The following is a 17331-nucleotide window of genomic DNA, read 5'->3' on the forward strand; positions in this document are numbered from 1 at the left end:
TCTGATTGGCATGCCTTGCCGTCCCGAGCCGGCGGCAGCACGCCAAGTTCCTAGATGCGCTGTCCCGTCTCCCTGTCAAAAACATGAACGTCGGCGGGATTGATGCCGACCCGCAATTCATCGCCGGGCTGCACCTCGAGGCGTTGGTGAAACACCAGCGTAACCTCCTGTCCTCCGAGTCTTGCGACCACCTGCGTTTCGGAGCCGGTGGGTTCGGTGACCACGACTCGAATTGCAAGGCCTTCCGAATCGAGACGCACGTTCTCCGGCCTAACGCCGTAGACGATGGCACGGCCCGGAGGCACGGGAATGGCTGCTGGCAAGGGCAGTTTGGTGCCGTCCGCCATCATCGCCACGTTGCCGCCCTTCGCGGCGGCGGTGCACGCGATCATGTTCATCGCGGGTGAACCGATGAAGCCCGCCACGAAAAGATTGGCCGGATGGTCATAGAGTTCCAGCGGACGTCCGATCTGCTCGACGATACCGTCGCGCATGACGACGATCCGGTCAGCCATGGTCATGGCCTCGATCTGATCGTGGGTGACGTAGACGATCGTCGTCTTGAGCCGCTGATGCAGTTCCTTGATCTCGGCACGCATCTGAACGCGCAGCTTGGCGTCGAGGTTGGAAAGCGGTTCGTCGAAGAGGAACACTTGCGGATTCCTGACGATTGCCCGGCCCATGGCGACGCGCTGCCGCTGGCCACCGGACAGTTGGCGGGGATAACGGTCAAGCAATCCGATAAGACCGAGGATCTCGGCCGCAGGCTTCACACGCTGCTCGATCTCCGCCCGCGGGACGTCGTTCATCAGCAGTGAGAAGCCCATGTTCTCTGCAACCGTCATGTGAGGATAGAGCGCATAGTTCTGGAACACCATGGCGATGTCGCGCTCCTTGGGTGGCATGCGATTGACCACCCGCCCGCCAATCCGGATCTCACCTGCCGTGATGTTCTCGAGACCAGCAAGCATGCGGAGCAAAGTAGTCTTTCCGCAACCGGATGGACCAACCAAAATCACGAACTCGCCATCTGCGATATCGAAAGACACGCCCTTGATGATCGGCGTGGAGCCGAATGACTTTCGAACATTTACGAATTGCACTGGCGCCATTCGTCGTTCCCCACAAAACGCTGTCGTGCGTCTTTCAGTCGGCTGTGTTCAAATACTTGTCCGATCAGCCGACCGACGTGTCAAGCACAATTGGACCTCATCTCGATAGAACGCTCGCGCTTCCACCCGACAGGTCGCGGCGCCCCTCCCTTGGAGGATTTTGTCATTTCGCATGGGAACCCCGCGCGCTGCCCTCCGTTGTGCGTCGAAGTGCGCCAGTTCGCCGGGAGGTCCGAGTGGGAGCCACTGGTCTGCGGATGATATCGGTCGCGGGAGCAATGTCGTTTCTCGCAATGGTCTCATGTGCCCAAATGACAGCAGGCGGCGCACCAAGGGGTGACCCCGAACGGGGCAAGGCAATAGTGGTCGGCGCGCCTGGACTCGCCCCGGAGCAGGCCTGCATCAGTTGCCACGGCATCGACGGGCAGGGCGACCCTGCAGCGGCCTTTCCGCGGCTCGCAGCACAATCGCAGGATTACCTCCTGCGCGCACTCGAAGACTATGCCGATGGTCGGCGTGTTCATGACATCATGACTCCCGTGGCAAAGGCCCTGAGCAGCGGACAGCGGCAGGATGTCACCGCCTTCTATGCCTCAAGGCGCGATACTGCATGGATCAGACCTCCGCTGGAAAAGCCGGAACTTCTGCAGTACGGCGCGGCCCTTGCAGCGATTGGTTCTGCCACCCTGGGAATACAAGGTTGCATCAACTGCCACGGACCTGCAGGAAAGGGGCTTCCACCCACTGCGCCTTATCTGTCCGGCCAGCCTGCGAGCTACATCGCGGCACGCCTTGTCGCCTGGCGCGGGGCGAACAAGGCGGATGATGCGACGCCCGCGAACATCATGGCTCGTCTCGCCGGCCGGATGGGCGAGCGCGAGATTGCTGCCGTCTCGGAGTACTACGCGCAGATTGCTCCCGATCCCATCCCGGCCAGCACCATTTCGGCAGCAGGTCAGCCGCTCAATCAGGAGCCGACGCCATGAGGTCCCTTTCTCTCGCCCTCATCGTCCTCTGGCTCGGGGCCGTGCCCGCCGCGAGCCAGCAGAACCAGACTCCCGGCGATACGACGGCTGGGGGAAACAACACGGATTCCAAACCAAGCACGGCGCAGGCAGGAGCCAACACCACCGACGGTACAACGACTGGAAGCAGCGGGCCGCAGAAGAAAGAGAGCGGTCCTCCCGGTGACCGGGCGCTTCCGCCCCTCCCCTCCGCTGAACTCTGCGCCAGCTACAAGGGAGAGGTGCGGGCTGCTTGCCTTTCGACCGTCATGTACCAGCGCCCGAATGGGTCTCCAGGAGACACTGAATGACAAGCGAACTCTCCCGCAGAACGCTCTTCAAGTCCGCCGGGATTGCGGGCGCCGCTGCGGTGTCGGCTCCTGCCTTTGCGCAGAATGAGAGCCCTCCCGAACAGCCGGCAAGAGCCCGACAGCAGGACGTGCTCTTCTTCTTCAGCGAGGCGGAGGCAAGTTTCGTGCGGGCAGCCATTGATCGCCTGATCCCGCCGGACCCAGTCTGGCCTGGTGCTGCGGATGCGGGTGTTCTGACCTACATCGACCGGCAGCTTGCCAGCGGTTATGGATCCGGCGCAAAAATGTATCTGAAGGGCCCATGGGTGCCCGACGCGCCCAGCCAGCAGGGATACCAGCTGCGCTTTACTCCGGCAGAACTCTATCGCGTCGCGATAGGCGAGATCGGCGAAGCCGTCGCTCGCCTGTACGATGGCCGCGCATTCCACGAACTCGACGCACTCCTCATGGATGAGACCTTGAAAGCGCTCGAGACCGGCAGTCTGGTGCTCGCTTCTGTCCCCTCGCCCGTCTTCTTCGAGTCGCTTCTGGCCAACACGATCGAGGGCTGGTTCGCGGACCCCGCCTACGGTGGAAACCGCGAGATGGTGGGCTGGCGCATGATCGGATTTCCGGGTGCTTACGCGCAGTATGTCGACCTCGTGGAACGGCATGGCATCGCGTTCGGACGCGAACCGATCAGCATCGCTGACAGTCACGCACGCAACATGCACCTCTCCGCCGACGGCCAATAGGAGGCGCTTATGGCACGACGCATGCAATCCGTCGACGTGGCGCTCGTGGGCGGTGGCATGAGTGCGACGATCCTTGGAAAGCATCTGGCCGAAGCGGGGCTGAAGGTCGTGGCTCTCGAGCGCGGTGAAATGCGCCAGACCATTCCGGACTTTCAGTCGCCCTCGATGCACGACGAGCTGAAGCATTCGATCCGCCATGCTCTCATGCAGAACCCCGGAGTGCAGACACTGACATTCCGAAATTTTTTGGGGCAGCGCGCCCTGCCGATGCGTCAGCTGGGTTCCTTTCTTCCAGGGGAAGGTGTCGGGGGGGCGATGGTGCACTGGAACGGTCAGACCTGGCGCTTCCAGCCGGAATGGTTCGTGCTGAAGAGTTGGGCCCAGGAGCGCTACGGCAAGGCGTTTCTTCCTGAAGAGGTGACCGTCCAGGACTGGGGCGTCACCTATGAGGAGCTCGAGCCGCATTATGATTTTTTTGAGCGTATCGCCGGAATCGGCGGCAAGGCGGGCAATCTGAACGGCAGGATTCAGAAGGGGGGCAATCCATTCGAAGGACCGCGAAGTTCCGAGTTTCCGAATCCGCCGATGAAGCGTGCGTATGCCGGTCAGCTCTTCGCGGATGCAGCCGCGTCACTTGGGTACCGTCCCTTTCCAGTGCCTTCCGCTAACATGACGCGCCACTACACCAACCCTTATGGTGCCGAAATGAAGCCGTGCATGTATTGCGGCTTCTGCGAAACTTACGGATGCGAGCACTTTGCCAAGGCAAGCCCGCAGATCGCCATCCTCCCTTTCGCACTGAAGAATCGCAACTTCGAGCTGCGCACACGTTCACACGTGCTGAGAGTGGAGTGGGACAGGCAATCGAAACAGGCCACCGGCGTCACCTATGTCGATGCCGGCGGGGCAGAGGTCTTCCAACCTGCGCAGATGGTCGTCCTCTGCGCCTTCGCGCATCACAACGCCATTCTCATGCTCCATTCCGGCATCGGAACGCCTTACGATCCCGCCACGCGGGAAGGAATAGTGGGGCGCAACTATTCCTACCAGACCATGTCGAGCGTGAGCGTCTTCTACGAAGGCCAGAAGCGCATCAATCCATTCATGGGGGCGGGAGCGTTGGGCGTCGCGATCGACGAATTCAACAACGGAAGCATGGATCACGGGCCGCTGGGTTTCATAGGGGGCGCTTACATCGCCGCGAACACCACGGGCGGCCGCCCTATCGCCTATCACCCGGTGCCCCCAGGAACGCCGCGCTGGGGGGCAGACTGGAAGCGCGCCGTGGCGGAGAACTACAACAGCACGGTCAGCATCTCCGTGCATGGATCTTCCGTGCCCCACCCGAACAACTATCTTGGCCTCGATACGGCATATGCCGACGCCTACGGGCAGCCGCTCGGCATGATGACCTTCGATTTTCCCCACAACGACCGGCTGATGTCGCGCTTCCTGACGGAGAAGGCATGGCGCATTGGCGAGGCAATGAAGGGCCAGTCCCTGTCCGTCAACTGGATGAGCGATCACTACTCCATCGTTCCCTATCAGACGACGCACAATGCCGGCGGGACGATCGTCGGCACTGACCCGAAGACGAGCGTCGTCAACAAGTTTCTGCAGTCATGGGAATTGCACAATCTCTGGATCGTTGGCGCCAGCTGCTTCCCTCAGAATGGTGGCTATAACCCCACGGGAACAGTGGGCGCGCTCAGCTACTGGGCCCTCGACGCCATGCTGAACCGCTATCTGAAGTCTCCTGCTCCCCTGGTGCCAGCATGAGAGGACTCCTGCTCGTGGCGGTCGCCTGCATTGCCCTTCTGACAAGCACCGGAATTGCGGCCCAGCAGCTCGGACTCCCCCAGAAGGAGGGTTCGGGTGCCAGTCGGGTCGAGGGCAGCTTCATTACGCTAGGAGGGCGGTTGGGCGAAGTCCGCATCGCCTGCGCGCAGTGCCATGGCGTGGATGGCCGGGGCGATCTCAGCGGCGCCTTCCCACGGCTCGATGGCCAATCGCCTTGGTACCTCTACAAGAGTCTCAACGACTACGCCTCCGGGCTCAGATACCACGAGGTGATGACGCCAGTCGCATTGCAGCTCGACGATCGCGCGATGCAGAACGTAGCGCTTCATTACGCGACGCGTGCTTCCAATGGGGAGACGCCGGAAACCAGGGGCGATCCTGGACTGATGCAGCGCGGCGGGGCGATCTCGGCAGTGGGAATTCCCGAGCGAGGCGTGGCCGCCTGCCAGAATTGCCACGGACCGGAAGGACGCGGCATGGCTCCCGTCTATCCCGTGCTCGCCGGTCAGTATGCGGCCTATCTCTCCGAGCAGCTGCGGCGCTGGCAGAGGGGGGTGCGCAAGGGGGATCCGATGAACGTCATGCGGCAGATCGCCCTGCAGATGACGGAGGAAGACATTCGCGCTGTGAGCATCTATTTTCAATCGGTCATTCGCAGGGATGCGGCCCCGCAGCCCCAGCGTCTGCCCGGCGCAATGCCTTCCGGTTCACCCACCGCGACTGACGGATCCCCAGAATGAGGGTCGCTGCACAACTTCTGTTGCCAGTATGCGCGGTTGTGCTTGCAGGGTGCGAAGAACCGTCGATCGCCCCTGCTCGCGAACTCGTGCGGGGCGATAGCTCCGCAGGCAAAGCAGCAATCCTTAACGTGTCATGTGGCATCTGCCACGTGATTCCTGGCGTGCCGGGGGCACACGGTGCGGTCGGTCCGTCTCTCGACGGTTTTGCCCGGAGAAGCCTGATCGCCGGTATTGCACCGAATCGCCCTGCCCTCCTCGTGCGGTGGGTGCGCGATGCGCCCTCCATCTCGCCTTCCACTGGAATGCCCGCGATGCCACTCAGCGACGAGGAGGCGGTGGACGTCGCGGCGTTCCTCTACACGCTGCGCTAGCCCGATGTGGTCAGATCCGTACAGTCAGTCGGCACTTTCCCCTGCAAGCCCACAGGCCCAATCGATCGCTGAAATCAGTTGGGCCATGTTTGCGGGCGCTGCGGTCGTTTTCATCTCGGTGATGGTCCTTGTTGCGATCGCCGTCTCGGGGCCCGTCACACTTCGGCAGTCTCTCGCGAACTGGAGTGCCATAATGTGGGGCGGCGTGGCATTCCCGATCGTCGTGCTGACGGCACTGCTGCTCTGGGGCTTCTTCATTGTTCACGACTTGCGGACCGAGGCGGCCCCGCCCGCCGTTCATGTGGAGATTTCCGGAGAGCAGTGGTGGTGGCGCATCACCTATCGCGATCCGCAAGGCGGCGTCCTCTTCAAAACGGCAAACGAACTCCACCTCCCGGCAGGCGTGCCCGCGGTGATCACCCTGATGAGCCCGGATGTCATCCATTCGTTCTGGGTGCCTGCCCTCGCCGGGAAGCTGGACATGATACCGGGCCGCGTGAACAGACTGCTGGTGGAACCCACAAGGACCGGAGTTTACCGCGGGCAATGTGCCGAGTATTGCGGTGGCTCGCATGCGCTGATGGCCCTCGTTGCCGTGGTCCACGATCGCGCGCAGTTCAGCGCTTGGTCCGCCAGGCAGTCCATGCCAGCGCGTGACCCGCTGACAGAGGAGGAAAAGCGGGGAAGGGCGCTTTTCGACAGCAACGGCTGCGGTGCCTGCCACGCTCTCCGGGGAACACCATCGATGGGAGAAGTGGGGCCGGACCTCACACACGTGGGTAGCAGGCTCACTCTCGGCGCCGCCAGCTTTCCCAACAATCTCGGGACGCTGGCAGGCTGGATATCGTCTGCCCAGCATCTCAAGCCCGGGAACCGCATGCCGTCTTTCGACAGGTTGAGCGGAGCCGAGCTCAGAGCGCTTGCAACATATTTGAAGGCGCTCGAATGAAACCGCTCAATGCACTGCCGCGCCCCGCCGGAGAACTGGAAGAACTGGAACGAATCTGGGAACCACCCAAGGGCATCCGGATTCTCAGTGCCGTCAACAACAACATCATTGGCATATACTACGTCGGAACGGCTTTGCTGTTCTTTGTCTTCGCAGGTCTCCTTGCGCTTCTGATGCGCACGCAACTCGCCTTTCCCGGTAGCGATGTCGTGGGACCGGGGCTCTACAACCAGCTCTTCACCATGCATGGCACCGTGATGATGTTCCTCTTCGCGGTACCCGCCGTGGAAGCCATGGGCGTTCTTCTGCTCCCCAACATGATCGCGGCACGCGATCTGCCCTTCCCACGGCTTTCCGCCTACGCTTTCTGGGCTTACTTCGTGGGTGGACTGGTGTTCTTCACCAGCATCTTCTTCGGCGCCGCCCCGGATGGCGGCTGGTTCATGTATCCACCCCTGACGAGTTATCGCTTTTCCCCCGAGGTCAATGCCGATTTCTGGCTCCTCGGCATCGGTTTCATCGAAATATCGGCTATTGCCGGTGCGATCGAAATCATCGTCGGCATTCTCCGCACCCGTGCACCCGGCATGACTCTGGGCCTCATGCCCATCTATGCCTGGTCGATGCTCGTCTTCGCCGGCATGATCATCTTTGCCTTTCCCGCGGTGATCGTCTGCACTTTGCTCCTCGAACTCGAACGCGCCTTCCAATGGCCCTTCTTCATGCCGGAGAGCGGCGGCGATCCGTTGCTGTGGCAGCACCTGTTCTGGTTCTTTGGACACCCGGAAGTCTACATCATCTTCCTTCCGGCAGCAGGCATGGTCTCGATGATCGTACCAGCGATGGCCCGCAGCCCTCTGATCGGTTATCCGCTCATCCTCATTGCGCTCATCGGGACAGGCTTCATCAGCTTCGGCCTATGGGTGCACCATCTCTTTCCGACGGGACTTCCCGCACACTCGCTCGGCTATTTCTCTGCGGCGAGCATGGCCGTTGCAATCCCGAGCGGCATTCAGGTCTTCGCGTGGATCGCAACCTTCGCCGCGGGGCGCACGCAGATCAAGGTACCGACCCTCTTCATCTTTGGCTTCTTCTTCATCTTCGTCATGGGGGGGCTCACCGGGGTGATGGTGGCCATGATGCCGTTCGACTGGCAGGCGCACGACACTTATTTCGTCGTGGCCCATCTGCACTATGTTCTCATCGGAGGCATGGTTTTCCCTCTCTTCGCCGGCCTCTACTACTGGATGCCGCTCGTGAGCAGGAAATCACTGTCGGAGAAGCTTGGCCGCTGGGCCTTTTGGCTCATGCTCGTCGGTGTGAATGTGACATTCTTCCCGATGCATGTCACAGGCCTCCTCGGAATGCCGAGGCGCGTCTACACCTATCCCGCGGGGATCGGTTGGGATGAATTGAACCTCGTTTCGAGCGCCGGCGCTTTCATGATCGCCGCCGGGGTGGCGTTCGTGGTCTTTGACATGGCGCGCAATTTCCGGCCGGCGCTGGCAAGCGGCAACGCCGGGAATGTCTGGGGGGCCGGAACACTGGAGTGGCTGCCAACGGGTACATATCAGGCGCGCAGCATTCCCATCGTGGGCAGCCGCGAGCCGCTGTGGGATGAGCCGCAGCTGGCGGAGGACGTCAAGGCTGGCAAGTACTATATGCCAGGTTCGCTCACCGGAAGGCGGGAAACCATGGTGACGAGTACGAGCGCAGCGAGGCCGCAATACATCCTCACCCTGCCCGGACCAGGATGGTCTCCCGTCGTTGGCGCCGTGTTCACCGCAGCCTTCTTCCTGCTGCTCACGGGCAAGTTCGTGCTTGCCGCCACCATCTGCGGCCTCGTCGCCGTGGCGGCCATTCTCGTCTGGTGCTGGGGGAATGATCCGGGGCCGGGCCGGCGCCAGGACGTGGGCGGCGGCTTGCTGCTTCCCGTCAATGTCACGGGCCGGCAATCGCATGCCTGGATGGCGACGGTGATCCTCAACATCGTTCTCTTCAATATCTTCGCCGGCCTTGTCTTCTCCTATCTCTTCCTGTGGACGGCGAGGACTGACTGGCTCCCCGAGGCCGCGTATCGCCCCACCTTGGCCTCGGTCGGTCTTTCAGCGGTTCTGCTGCTCATCACAAGCGTCTCGATGGCGCTGAGCGGTCGGACCCTCGCACGCAGCCGGGTGCTTGCCGCAGCTCTCCTCCTGCTGGCCGGCGCCACCGTCGTCGCGGGATCGGGAGCCCTCGCCTATGCTCACTGGAACACGGGGCTGCGGCCCGACGTGCATGCCTATGGCGCTGTGGTGTTCACCCTGCTCGCGCTCCTGGTGGTGCTCTCCATTACAGTGCTCGTCTTCTGTCTTTTTTGCATTGCGAGAATCGCCGCCCACCACCTCGGCGGCGAGCGCCGCCTCATGTTCGAAGTCGCAGCCAGCTTTTCGCATTATGTAGTCTTCCAGGGCACTGCCACTGCCCTGTTCCTTCAGGCCATGCCCCCGCTTCTCGGAGCAGGAGGATGAGGTCGGAGCAGGCAAGGCCGACCGACCTTCTCTTCGTCACGGCGGGAGGCATCGTTTGGGCCGTGCGATTCTCCGTAGTCTATGCCGTCACCGCGATGGCTTGCGCGTCCGGTTGGGCAGAGGCTCCCCTTTTCGGAGTTCGCGCAGTCGATTGGGTCATCGTAACGAGCACTGCGCTCGCGCTCATCGCAATTGCCGCGGTCGTTTCACTTGTGTGGCAGCGTTCAGAGAGGCGGGCTGACAGGACAGCGCCCATGACGGCGATTGATGCATCGGCCCTCGGCGTGGCGCTGCTTTCCGCCCTCGCAATTCTCTGGGAGTCGCTCGTCATCGCCCTGCCCGCCTGCAGCTGAAACTTCCCCCGAGCGAATTCGGAACCTGATGCCTGCCCTACACGTGCGCGGCGGGGATATCACTCCTCCGGAAAATCGCGTCCGCCATGCCAAGGCTCTCGGCAGAGGATGATCGTCTTCAAGCCATCAACCTCTCCTGCGATATGCCGGCCATAGGCCTCGGGCACCGCGCGAAGGGGAATCTGCTCGGCAATGAAGGCATCGAGCTGTGAAGAGAGGCTCCGCAGCAACTCGCCTGCCTCCTGGAGTTCCGGTCCGAAGGCATGGCAGCCCGCCAGCGTGATCTCCCGCTCGACGAGCCGAACCGGATCGATGACCGGCGTGCTGCGGCCGATGCCTATCAGCGCGATTGTTCCGCAGCCGGCGATCCTTTCGACAAGCGTCGTGATGACCTGCTCATGGCCGGTGGTTTCCACCGCGTGCCGGAAGCTGCCGAAAGCAAGCTCGTCCATCTTCAGCACGCGTCCTGCCACCAGTCCGGCAACGCGCGCAGAGCGGCGTTCGTTCCGGTCCACCAGCGTCACGTGATGTCCAGAACGGCTTGCCAGAAGCGCCACGAGGGCACCGATGGGGCCGCACCCCGTCACGACGAGGGGAGCGCCAGCCGGCGCGCCGAGACGCCGCAATGCATGAAGGGAAACCGCCAGCGGTTCTGCCATTGCGAGGTGGCGGTCCGGCACGTGTTCGGGGGCCTTCAGCACATTGCGGGCTGGCAAAGTGACAGCCTCGGCAAAGCCGCCGTCGATTGCCTCACCGATGAAGCCCAGCTTCTCGCACACCTGCCCGCGTCCCTCGCGGCAGGCATTGCACGCGCCGCAAAGATAGCGGCTGTCCACGATCACGCGATCACCGACTCTGACATGGCGAACATCATCGCCGGCAGCCGAAATGGTTCCGGTGAACTCGTGTCCGGCAACGGATGGCGAGCGGCTGATCCAGGCCCCCGTCTTGAAGTTGTGAAGGTCGGAACCGCAGATTCCCGCGGCCGTCACCCTCACGGTCACCTCTCCCGACCTTGGCTGTGCAGGACGTTCGATGTTCTCGACACGAAGATCACCCCTTGCATGAAGTCGAACGGCCAGCATCGCAGTCAAACCTCGAGATAGCGGGTACGCATTTCGCTCACGGCGTTCACATGCGAGGAGAAGCCCTCGTAGCTCCCGAGTCGGTGCGCGGCCGCGGCCAGTTCCGGGTAGGCCTTCGGAGTTACATATCCCACGGAGCTTCGGCGGATGAAATCCGTGACGGAGAGAGGGCCATAGGTGTTCGCTCCCATCGACGTCGGCAGCACGGCGTTGGGGCCGAGCGCAAAATTGGCGATCGACACGGGAGTGTGTGTGCCGAGTAGGATTTCTGCCGCTTCGGTGATCTCCCCCAGATACTCGAAAGGCTTCAGTGAAAGAATTTCGAGATGCTCGGGAGCATAAGCATTCACGAAGTCACATGCATCTGCCATCGATTCCGCAAGTATAATACCGCCGTATTTCCCGGTAAGCACCGCACGCGAGAAGTCCATGCGCGATTGCGTCATCCTGCCCCAGTGCTCCGGCAGCGCGGCGAGCGCTTCATCGACCACCCGCTCCGAGTCCGTTACCAGCCAGGCCGAACTGTCGGGTCCGTGTTCGGCCTCGATCAGGAGATCGAGCGCGGCGAGCCCGCCATGGACCGTGCCGTCAGCCAGGATGATGCATTCGGAGGGTCCCGCAGGAAGTCCGGTGTCGATCACTCCCGCGAGCAGGCGCTTGGCCGCCACCACCCAGGGGCTTCCCGGCCCCACGATCTTGCGTGCCTTCTTCACCGTCCCGGTGCCGAATGCGGCGGCGGCAACGGCCTGCGCACCACCAACCTTGTAGACGGTCTCGACCCCGGCGAGCCGGGCGGCCACGAGAGTCGCTGCGTCGATTCTTGCGTCCGGTCCCGGCGGAGTGAAGATCGCAAGGTTCGGCACTCCCGCCACCACCGCCGGCACCGATGTCATCATGGTGACGGAGGGAAACGATCCCTTGCCGCGCGGCACATAGAGCGCCACCGAGTTGATCGGAATGTGCCGGTCGCCCGCGAATGCGCCCGGGCGGATCTCCTTCAGCCACATGGGTTCGGGCACCTGCTCCTCGTGAAAGGCCCGGATGTTTTCGATACCATAGCGGATCGCCTCGATCACCTCTGCATCGACACTGCGAAACGCCTCGTCGAATTCTTCCGGTGAGGCGCGCAGCGTCTCCCGTCTCAGACTCTCCGCTCTGTCAAGTTCGTGGCCCAGCCTGACCAGCGCATCATCGCCGTCCCTCCTCACGGCATCGATGATCGGTTGCACCTTGTCGAAGAAGGTCGAGAGGTCGGATTCCGATCGCCTGCCGAGCGCGGCACGCTCGTCCGCGGAAAGCTCCTTCAGCCTCTGAACATTGATTGTCGTCATCGGTGTCCTTTCGGGTCAGGCCTCTCGAGGCCAGAGTCATCGTCATTTCGATTTTAGGAAGATTTCAAGGCCAACCAGCCTGTCGAGCAGCCAGACGGCGAAGAGCGCCAGCACGACAAAGATCGACGAGACGGCTGCGAGATCGGGCGTGATGATGGAGCGAATGCTATTGTAGATCTGAACGGGAAGGGTCACCGTGCGCGCATCCGTCAGTAGCAGGCTGACCAGGAATTCCGTCATCGCCAGCACGAACATCAGGAGGCCTCCGGTGATCACACCGGGCATGACTCCGGGCAACGTGACATGCAGAAAGGTCTCGATCCGGCCAGCACCGCAGTTTGCCGCCGCCAGCTCGAGGTCGCTGTCGAGCGCCGCCGCGGATGACGAAACCGACCAGATGATGAAGGGCAGATTGATGACAGCGCAGGCGACGCCCACAGGCCAGACGCTGCCGAGCAGGCCCCAGCTTCCAAACACCAGCATCATGCCGATCCCCGAACCGATCAGGGGAATGGTGAAGGGAAGGAGCAGATAGACTTGCAGTGCGTTGGTGAAGCGCAGTCTGTAGCGCGTGAGCGCGATGCCGGCCAGAGTTCCGACAGGAACGGATACGATGAGGCAAACGAAGGATACGAGCAGCGAGCGCCAGAACGCCTGACGGAGGTCCCGCGCCAGGGCAATCTTCTCATACCATTTCACAGAGAGACCCTCAGGCGGAAAGGCAATGATGTTGCCCGCGGTGAAAGAGGCCCCCACCACGATAATCGTCGGAACCGACAGGATGACGACCGAAAAGGCGACCAGCGCCCAGAATACGAATCTCTGGCTCTGGCTGATCACCGTCGGTCTCCCAGGCCGAGGGTGCCGGCACCGAACAGGGATATCACGATACCGGCGAACAGCGAACCTAGCGCCACGAGCAGGAGAGCGAGGGCCGAGCCGAGGCCCTGGTCTGCAGTACGGAAGAACTGGTCGTAAATGGCATTCGCGATGAAATCCTGAGATCCGCCGCCGAGCATGGCCGGAATCGCGAAGTCGGTCAGCGTGAGCGTCCCCACCACAAGCGCAGCGCCCACGATGCCGGGCTTCGCCATTGGCAGGATCACGTGCCAGAGCGTCCGCAACCAGTTGGCGCCGAGCGAGCTGGCGGCGGTTTCCGTTTCCTGCGGTATCGCCGTCAAGGCCGGAGCAAGCATGAGAACGGCGAAAGGCAGCATGAACTGCACCTCGCCGAACACGACGGCGGGAAAATTGAAGAGCAGCCTGAGTGGAGCGACACCCACGAGCCCGAGCACGTCGTTCACTGCACCCGAGGTTCCGAGGACGATGAGGATTCCGTAGGCGCGCACCACCTGCCCAATGAAGAATGGCAGGAACAGGGTGACGAGCAGAACCTTGCGCAATGCAGCACTCGCCGTGCGCACGAGGATATAGGCGAAAGGAAAGGCGAGCAGAAGCGTGAAGATCACGGTCAGCACCGAGGCCCCGACCGAACGGAGGAACACGTTTCCGTAGGTCGCGCTGCCGAAGACCGTCCGATAGTTGTCGAGGGTGAAGGCTTCGGCGGGCCGGAAGGTGGACCTGTCCAGCACGTGCAGAGAGCTTTCGGCGATCCGGGCCATTCCAAGCACCAGGAGGGCCACCAGCAGAAGCGAAGGCAGAATCAGAAGCCAGCCCGTGAATCGGCTCAGGCGGCGCGGCCAGAGCACGTCCAGGAGTTTTTCCAGTCCATCCATGATGCGCCAGCGCAGAGGATAGCTGAAACCGTGCCCGCCGGAGTGTGGCTTCATCGTGTCGTCTTCCAAGGCGTTTCTGTGAGCGGAAAGCGGGATGCGCCGGCCAGAGTTCGGCCGGCGCATCCGCAAGCAGGGATCAGCCCTGCATGATGGCCTTGAACTTGGCGAACCAATCGCTTTCGTTCTCGACCTGCACCTTGGAGGAGATGCGGATCAGGTGCTTGAAGTCCTCTTCCTTCGTCGGATAGGAAGGATCGCCCGCGAGGCCTTCGGGCGGCGTGAGACCGGGCACCACGCCAGGAAGGCCCAGCCCGTCGAGCCACACCTGCTGAGCCTCCTTCGAGATGGCGAAGTTGATGTACTCCTTGGCCCAGTAGAGCTCATTCTCCGGCAGGCCCTTTGGAATCCACAGCCCGTCCGTATCGAACTTGCAGCCCTCCTCCGGAATCGTCCACGCCAGGTTGATGCCGTTCCGCTTGGCGGCGAGCGCGTTGGTCGAGATCGTGCAGGCGGCATCAATCTCGCCATTCTGGAACCAGGTGGTGAAATCCGGGTCTTCACCCAGGAGCGGCTTCTGTTCCTTCATCTTGGCGATGAAATCCCATGCGGGCTGCATGTTGCCGGGGATGTCCTCGAGTTTGCCGCCGCCTGCGACCTGCGCCGGGAAATGGAAGCCGATGCCGTCATTGTAGAAGGCGACGCGGCCCTTTAGGCGCGGGTCGAGCAGATCCTTCCAGGATTTTGGCGCGCCGTTCGGGAAGGCCTCCGGCCGATAAGCGAGCACATACACATAGCCATATGTATTCACGATCGGATAGCCGTCGAGCCCGACGGGCTTGGCGAGATCGGTGGTGCCGGCAAGGTTGGGCAGGTCAGACAGATCCACCGTCACACCGCGCAGCGCCGACTTGGTCGCGTTCGTCGTCGTGTCCCAGTTGATGTGGATGGGGGGAACACGGCCCTGGTCGACTGCCGCCCACACCTTGGGCTGGATCTCGTTGTCTTCGGTCAGGTCATGACGCACGCTGATGCCGGTCTTGGCGGTGAAGGGGTCGGAAACGCCACGCTTCAGCGCCTCCACCCATTCGCCGCCCCACGCGCGCACGATGATCTCCGTCGGCTTCTCAGGCTCCTGTGCAAAGGCTCCGGCGCGCGGGAAAGACGCGAGCAGCGCCGCGCCGCTCGTCGCGAGGCCGGCGCGCAGCACGCTCCGGCGGTTGATTGTCTGTTTCATCTGTCGTTACCTCCTGTGGTGGTTACTTGGGTTTGCCGGATATCCTGCCTGTTGGAGAGGCAGATCTGAATATCTTCAAATCGTTGCGGCGCCAGCCAATGGCGACCGGCCTACCGGCCTCGAAGAGGCTGAAGGCTGCCGGATCGTGATGATAGATTTGGAACTCCACGCTCTCCCCGATCTCTCCACGAACCACGTAGAGCAGCCGGTCGCCCTCGAATATGACGTCCCGCACCACGCCGGCAATCCGCGTATCGCAGTCTGCGAGCGGAGCGTCGATGGGACCGATGCGTATCTGTTCGGCACGTATTGCGCCGCGCACCGGTTCGCCTTCAGTGATCTCGCCCACTGGCAACCCGCCCAGCGTTCGTCCGCCGATGCTCAGGCCGCCCGGCACCGCGTGCCCCTCGACGAAGCTCGACACGCCGAGAAATCCCGCGACGAACGGATTCCCGGGTTCGCGATACATGGTGACTGGCTTTGCATGCTGCTGGATCCTGCCGCCGTCCATGACGATGATGTCATCCGAGACCACCAGAGCTTCCCGCTGGTCGTGGGTGACGTTGATGGTGGTGACGCCCAGTTCATGCTGGATGCGCCGGAACTCGAGTTGCATCTCCTCGCGGAGCTTGCGGTCCAGGGCGGCGAGCGGCTCGTCCAGCAGGAGCAGTTCCGGTTCGAAGACCAGTGCGCGCGCGATGGCGACGCGCTGCTGCTGGCCACCCGAAAGCTCGTTGATGCGCCGCTCGCCATAGCCGCCGAGCCGGACGAGATCGAGAAATGCTTTCACCCGCGCCGGGACGGAAGCCGGATCGAACCTGCGCATCTTGAGAGGAAAGGCAACGTTCTCCGCGGCCGTCATGTGCGGGAAAAGCGCCAACCTCTGGAACACCATGCCGATCGAGCGTCGGTGCGGTGGCGCCGCGTCGACCGGTTTGCCGCCGATGGTGATCTCTCCGCGGGTTGGCTTCTGGAAACCGGCGATCATGCGGAGGAGGGTCGTCTTGCCTGAGCCGGAAGGCCCGAGAATAGTCAGGAACTTGCCGGGCTCGAGATCAAAGCTCACCCCGTCCACCGCAGGAGCGCCGGTCCCGAAGTCCATCGAGACATTCTTGACGCGCACGGCAAAGCCCACGCCCGCGGATGGGCTGGTCGTCGTGGACTGTGATAGGCTTACCTCCATTCATTCTTCCTTTCGGCGGCCTCGTACCGCCCGGCCTATATCGCCGCCAGATAACCGCCGTCGATGACGAGGCACTGTCCGGTGATGTATCGCGATGCCGGGCTTGCCAGAAACACGGCGGCCCCTGCAAGATCCTCGAGCGCTCCGAGTCGCCCCAGCGGCACTGCTGTCGTCATCCGCTCCACCCACGCTGTGTTCTCGTAGAAGACCTCCGTCATTCCCGTGCGGAAATAGCCCGGAGCGATGGCGTTGACCCTGATCCCGCTGGCGCCCCACTCCGTCGCGAGGGCCCGTGTCAGGCCGAGAACGCCAGACTTGGATGCGCCATAGGGAGCTGCGGTCGGCACACCGACGAAAGAGGTGAGCGATGCGAGGTTGATGATGGCACCTCCTCCTGCTTGGGCCATCCCCCCCGCAATGCTCTGGGCAACGAAGAACGCGCCCTTTAGATTTGTGTCGACGATCTTCGTCCACAGTGACTCGTCGACATCCAGCGAAGGCCGCACCTCTTCCACCCCGGCATTGTTGACCAAAACGTCAATCCGCCCCAACCGCGAGAATGCCTTGCGGATGTCTTCAACGCGGCTCTGGTCATAGCTCACCCGCTCCGCCTTCCTTCCTGCCTGGTGGATGCGCTCGGCCGTTTGATCGAGCGAGGTCAGCTTGCGTGAGGCGATGACGAGATCGGCGCCGGCGTGGGCGAAGGCAACGGCCAATTCCTGTCCGATGCCACGGCTCGCGCCGGTCACCAGCACCCGTTTGCCCTCGCAGGAGAACTGACTCTCCAGCCAATTGGCCGAAACTTCGCGCATATCCTCATTCCTCGTCGCAAGTGGCGCCCGCGGACCATATTCGCTCCTGCCGAAGATTCCAATTCG

At 62.4% G+C, this 17331-nt stretch carries 15 protein-coding genes; 7 read left to right on the forward strand and 8 right to left on the reverse strand.

The genetic code is table 11. The annotated features are described in order from the left end of the window. Positions 1-50: 50 nt before the first annotated feature. On the reverse strand, positions 51-1112 hold the full coding sequence (locus ACK4HL_RS01080; RefSeq protein WP_409755786.1) for an ABC transporter ATP-binding protein: 1062 nt from the start codon (positions 1110-1112) through the stop codon (positions 51-53). Positions 1113-1423: 311 nt separating this feature from the next. Between ACK4HL_RS01080 and ACK4HL_RS01085 the strand changes: the two genes are divergently transcribed. From ACK4HL_RS01085 to ACK4HL_RS01115, 7 genes are all read left to right on the forward strand, one after another. Then, the gene (locus ACK4HL_RS01085) at positions 1424-2098 is read left to right on the forward strand and encodes a c-type cytochrome (RefSeq protein ID WP_409755789.1); all 675 of its coding nucleotides are present in this window, start codon (positions 1424-1426) and stop codon (positions 2096-2098) included. A 325-nt stretch (positions 2099-2423) separates the two neighbouring features. Beyond that, positions 2424-3161: a gluconate 2-dehydrogenase subunit 3 family protein gene (locus ACK4HL_RS01090; protein WP_409755792.1), complete on the forward strand. Its 738-nt coding sequence runs from the start codon at positions 2424-2426 to the stop codon at positions 3159-3161. A gap of 9 nt (positions 3162-3170) precedes the next feature. After that, positions 3171-4940: a GMC family oxidoreductase gene (locus ACK4HL_RS01095; protein WP_409755795.1), complete on the forward strand. Its 1770-nt coding sequence runs from the start codon at positions 3171-3173 to the stop codon at positions 4938-4940. After that, positions 4937-5701, forward strand: a complete 765-nt coding sequence (locus tag ACK4HL_RS01100) for a c-type cytochrome (RefSeq protein WP_409755798.1) — start codon at positions 4937-4939, stop codon at positions 5699-5701. The genes ACK4HL_RS01095 and ACK4HL_RS01100 overlap by 4 nt, the downstream gene beginning before the upstream one ends. Continuing rightward, positions 5698-6072, forward strand: coding sequence for a c-type cytochrome (locus ACK4HL_RS01105; RefSeq protein ID WP_409755801.1), 375 nt, complete (start codon positions 5698-5700; stop codon positions 6070-6072). Before ACK4HL_RS01100 ends, ACK4HL_RS01105 begins: the two co-directional genes overlap by 4 nt. An 85-nt stretch (positions 6073-6157) precedes the next feature. After that, complete coding sequence (locus ACK4HL_RS01110) at positions 6158-7021, forward strand: c-type cytochrome (RefSeq protein WP_409755804.1); 864 nt, start codon at positions 6158-6160, stop codon at positions 7019-7021. After that, positions 7018-9531, forward strand: coding sequence for a cbb3-type cytochrome c oxidase subunit I (locus ACK4HL_RS01115; RefSeq protein ID WP_409755807.1), 2514 nt, complete (start codon positions 7018-7020; stop codon positions 9529-9531). Before ACK4HL_RS01110 ends, ACK4HL_RS01115 begins: the two co-directional genes overlap by 4 nt. Positions 9532-9943: 412 nt before the next feature. On the opposite strand, the gene ACK4HL_RS01120 is transcribed toward ACK4HL_RS01115, so the two are convergent. From ACK4HL_RS01120 to ACK4HL_RS01150, 7 genes are all read right to left on the reverse strand, one after another. Then, complete coding sequence (locus tag ACK4HL_RS01120) at positions 9944-10969, reverse strand: zinc-dependent alcohol dehydrogenase (protein ID WP_409755810.1); 1026 nt, start codon at positions 10967-10969, stop codon at positions 9944-9946. A 5-nt stretch (positions 10970-10974) separates the two neighbouring features. Further along, positions 10975-12300, reverse strand: a complete 1326-nt coding sequence (gene hisD, locus ACK4HL_RS01125) for a histidinol dehydrogenase (RefSeq protein ID WP_409755813.1) — start codon at positions 12298-12300, stop codon at positions 10975-10977. A gap of 42 nt (positions 12301-12342) precedes the next feature. Continuing rightward, positions 12343-13140 carry an ABC transporter permease gene (locus ACK4HL_RS01130; RefSeq protein ID WP_409755816.1) on the reverse strand — a complete coding sequence of 266 codons (798 nt, stop codon included), beginning with the start codon at positions 13138-13140 and terminating at the stop codon, positions 12343-12345. After that, on the reverse strand, positions 13137-14090 hold the full coding sequence (locus tag ACK4HL_RS01135; protein WP_409755819.1) for an ABC transporter permease: 954 nt from the start codon (positions 14088-14090) through the stop codon (positions 13137-13139). The genes ACK4HL_RS01130 and ACK4HL_RS01135 overlap by 4 nt, the downstream gene beginning before the upstream one ends. Positions 14091-14172: 82 nt before the next feature. Continuing rightward, positions 14173-15270, reverse strand: coding sequence for a PotD/PotF family extracellular solute-binding protein (locus tag ACK4HL_RS01140; protein ID WP_409755822.1), 1098 nt, complete (start codon positions 15268-15270; stop codon positions 14173-14175). Between the two features lie 22 nt (positions 15271-15292). Then, positions 15293-16453 (reverse strand): ABC transporter ATP-binding protein, encoded by a 1161-nt coding sequence (locus ACK4HL_RS01145; RefSeq protein ID WP_409755825.1) that lies wholly within the window; start codon positions 16451-16453, stop codon positions 15293-15295. Positions 16454-16488: 35 nt separating this feature from the next. Next, positions 16489-17265 carry an SDR family NAD(P)-dependent oxidoreductase gene (locus tag ACK4HL_RS01150; RefSeq protein WP_409755828.1) on the reverse strand — a complete coding sequence of 259 codons (777 nt, stop codon included), beginning with the start codon at positions 17263-17265 and terminating at the stop codon, positions 16489-16491. Positions 17266-17331: the final 66 nt, after the last annotated feature.

The sequence above is a fragment of the Aestuariivirga sp. genome, from assembly GCF_046294715.1.
Lineage (GTDB): Bacteria > Pseudomonadota > Alphaproteobacteria > Rhizobiales > Aestuariivirgaceae > Aestuariivirga.

Bases quoted from the DNA above. Each gene is read 5' to 3' on its own strand.
- ACK4HL_RS01080 (WP_409755786.1), bottom strand. From the start codon at position 1,112: ATGGCGCCAGTGCAATTCGTAAATGTTCGAAAGTCATTCGGCTCCACG.
- ACK4HL_RS01085 (WP_409755789.1), top strand. From the start codon at position 1,424: ATGACAGCAGGCGGCGCACCAAGGGGTGACCCCGAACGGGGCAAGGCA.
- ACK4HL_RS01090 (WP_409755792.1), top strand. From the start codon at position 2,424: ATGACAAGCGAACTCTCCCGCAGAACGCTCTTCAAGTCCGCCGGGATT.
- ACK4HL_RS01095 (WP_409755795.1), top strand. From the start codon at position 3,171: ATGGCACGACGCATGCAATCCGTCGACGTGGCGCTCGTGGGCGGTGGC.
- ACK4HL_RS01100 (WP_409755798.1), top strand. From the start codon at position 4,937: ATGAGAGGACTCCTGCTCGTGGCGGTCGCCTGCATTGCCCTTCTGACA.
- ACK4HL_RS01105 (WP_409755801.1), top strand. From the start codon at position 5,698: ATGAGGGTCGCTGCACAACTTCTGTTGCCAGTATGCGCGGTTGTGCTT.
- ACK4HL_RS01110 (WP_409755804.1), top strand. From the start codon at position 6,158: ATGTTTGCGGGCGCTGCGGTCGTTTTCATCTCGGTGATGGTCCTTGTT.
- ACK4HL_RS01115 (WP_409755807.1), top strand. From the start codon at position 7,018: ATGAAACCGCTCAATGCACTGCCGCGCCCCGCCGGAGAACTGGAAGAA.
- ACK4HL_RS01120 (WP_409755810.1), bottom strand. From the start codon at position 10,969: ATGCTGGCCGTTCGACTTCATGCAAGGGGTGATCTTCGTGTCGAGAAC.
- hisD (WP_409755813.1), bottom strand. From the start codon at position 12,300: ATGACGACAATCAATGTTCAGAGGCTGAAGGAGCTTTCCGCGGACGAG.
- ACK4HL_RS01135 (WP_409755819.1), bottom strand. From the start codon at position 14,090: ATGAAGCCACACTCCGGCGGGCACGGTTTCAGCTATCCTCTGCGCTGG.
- ACK4HL_RS01140 (WP_409755822.1), bottom strand. From the start codon at position 15,270: ATGAAACAGACAATCAACCGCCGGAGCGTGCTGCGCGCCGGCCTCGCG.
- ACK4HL_RS01145 (WP_409755825.1), bottom strand. From the start codon at position 16,453: ATGGAGGTAAGCCTATCACAGTCCACGACGACCAGCCCATCCGCGGGC.
- ACK4HL_RS01150 (WP_409755828.1), bottom strand. From the start codon at position 17,265: ATGCGCGAAGTTTCGGCCAATTGGCTGGAGAGTCAGTTCTCCTGCGAG.